This window comes from Bradyrhizobium altum (genome assembly GCF_020889705.1).
Taxonomy (GTDB): Bacteria; Pseudomonadota; Alphaproteobacteria; order Rhizobiales; family Xanthobacteraceae; genus Bradyrhizobium; species Bradyrhizobium altum.
This window is the reverse complement of the sequence record NZ_JACMYP010000503.1, coordinates 1-2,289: the sequence shown is the minus strand read 5'-3', so window position 1 is coordinate 2,289 and position 2,289 is coordinate 1. Positions and strand designations below refer to the sequence as shown.

At 67.6% G+C, this 2,289-nt stretch carries 2 protein-coding genes; both read right to left on the bottom strand.

Translation table 11 applies throughout. The annotated features are described in order from the left end of the window. Positions 1 to 733, bottom strand: a 733-nt coding sequence (locus H8B02_RS46880) for a flavoprotein (RefSeq protein ID WP_283842327.1), incomplete at its 3' end; no start/stop codon positions are given. Between the two features lie 107 nt (positions 734 to 840). After that, on the bottom strand, positions 841 to 2,289 hold a 1,449-nt coding region (gene ubiB / locus H8B02_RS46875), incomplete at its 5' end, for a 2-polyprenylphenol 6-hydroxylase (protein WP_229172458.1).

Genomic DNA, 2,289 nt, shown 5'->3' with positions numbered 1-2,289 from the left:
ATGCGTCGGCGGCGGCGGCGATCTCGGTCGGCTCGGCCATCCGCCCGACGCCGGCCTCGCCGGCTTCCGCCATCTCGCCAGCGTTGGGGCCGACGGTGTGGACGCCGTCACGGCGGAGCTGCAGCACGTTGCGGCGGGTGGCTGGATTGTTCCACATCAGCGGGTTCATCGCCGGCGCCAGCAGGATCGGCCGGTTGGCCGCAAGCAGCGTGGCGGTGGCGAGATCGTTGGCGTGGCCCTGCGCCATCTTGGCCATCAGGTCGGCGGTGGCCGGCGCCACCACGATCAGATCGCAGTCCCGCGCCAGGCGGATATGGCCGGCGTCGAACTCGCTCTCGGCATCGAACAGGTCGGTGTAGACGCGCTCATGCGACAGCGCGCTGGCGGCCAGCGGGGTCACGAATTGCTGGGCCGCCTTGGTCAGCACACAGCGGACCTGGATGTGCCGCTCCTTGAGCCGCCGGATCAAATCCAGCGCCTTGTAAGCCGCGATCCCGCCACCGATGATCAGGGTCACGCGGGGCTCGCCGGCCGCGCTGGCGACCCGTGGATCAGGGGCTGCCAGTGTCGCGGAACCTGCGCCGGGCGCCTCCGCGGGCTCCGTACCACCCTCTGCGAGCTCCCGGAGGATCACCCGGATCTCCTCCTCGACCGAGCGCCCGTTCCTGGCGGAGCGGAGCCGCAGATAGGCCTTCAGCGTGTCGTCGAGTTTGCGGATGGTCAGGCTGGCCATGGCGTGTCCCCAGAGCATGATCCGGAAAAGTGTGAAGCGGTTTTCCGAAAGAGATCATGCTCAAACGAGAATGATAGCGATGCTATCACATAGTGCATGCATTGCAATCAGTGCGCCCGGATGGCGAAAAAGATCGCTATGGAGGCGATCGCAATGACCCAGAGGCCAACCGTCTGCACCCGCGCCTTGCGGGCCTCGGCGCGGGCCATCTCGTCGATCGAGTCCGACGACAGCATGTGGCCCTCCCGGGTCATGGTCTCCAGCTGCTCGAGCACCGTGACGGCGCGGTTGGCGATCGACGGCAGGTTGGCGATGACGCGGCTGAGCTCGCCCACACCCGATATCGCGCCCTGGATGCGCCCAGCCGGGCCGAGATTGTGCGTGATCCATTCGCGCACCACGGGGTCTGCGATCTTCCAGATGTCGAGCTTGGGATCGAAGCCGCGCGCCACGCCCTCGACCACCACCATGGTCTTCTGCAGCAGGATCAGTTCGGGCCGCGTCTGCATGTCGAACAGCCCGGTGACCTCGAGCAGAAGCGTCAACAGCTTCGCCATCGAGATTTCCTCGGCGGTGCGGTTGTGGATCGGCTCGCCGATGGCGCGGATCGCTTGCGCGAAATTCTCCACCGAATGGTGGCTCGGCACATAGCCGGCCTCGAAATGCACCTCCGCGACGCGGCGATAGTCGCGCGTGATGAAGCCGAGCAGGATCTCGGCGAGGAAGCGCCGCTCCTTCAGCCCAAGCCGCCCCATGATGCCGAAATCGACCGCGACCAGCCGGCCGGCCTCGTCGAGGAACAGATTGCCCGGGTGCATGTCGGCATGGAAGAAACCGTCGCGCAGCGCGTGGCGCAGGAAGCTCTGGATTACCTTGCGGCCGAGGTCCGGCAGGTCGACCTGGGCCTCCGCCAGCCGGGCGTGGTCGTTCAGCGCGATGCCGTCGATCCATTCCATCGTCAGCACGCTGTGGGCGGTGCGATCCCAATCCACCGCGGGCACGCGGAAATCCGGATCGTCGCGGATGTTCTCGGCCATCTCGGACAGCGCGGCCGCCTCGAGCCGCAGGTCCATCTCCATCGCGACCGAGCGCGACATCGTGTTGATGACCTCGATCAGCCGCAAGCGCCGCGCCTCGGCGGAATGGGCTTCGGCCTTGTGCGCGACAAAGAAGAAGTCGCCGAGGTCGCGCCGGAAGCGCGCCGCGACATTGGGCCGGAGCACCTTGACCGCAACCTGATGCCGGACGCCGTCGCGCTCGACCTCGGCGCGGTGCACCTGCGCGATCGAGGCTGCGGCAACCGCCGGACCCAGATGCACAAAGGCCTGCGACAGCGGCCGTTCCAGCGATTGCGTGAGGACAGCTTCGGCCTCCTCCTGCGCGAATGGCGGCAGCCGGTCCTGCAGGGCTTCGAGATCGCGCGCCATCGCCACGCCAACCACGTCGGGCCGGGTGGCGAGGAATTGCCCGAGCTTGAGATAGGCGGGCCCGAGCCGGGTCAGCGCGCGCGACAGCCGTGGACCGGATTTGGCGGAGCGGCGCTCGATCAGTCGTGC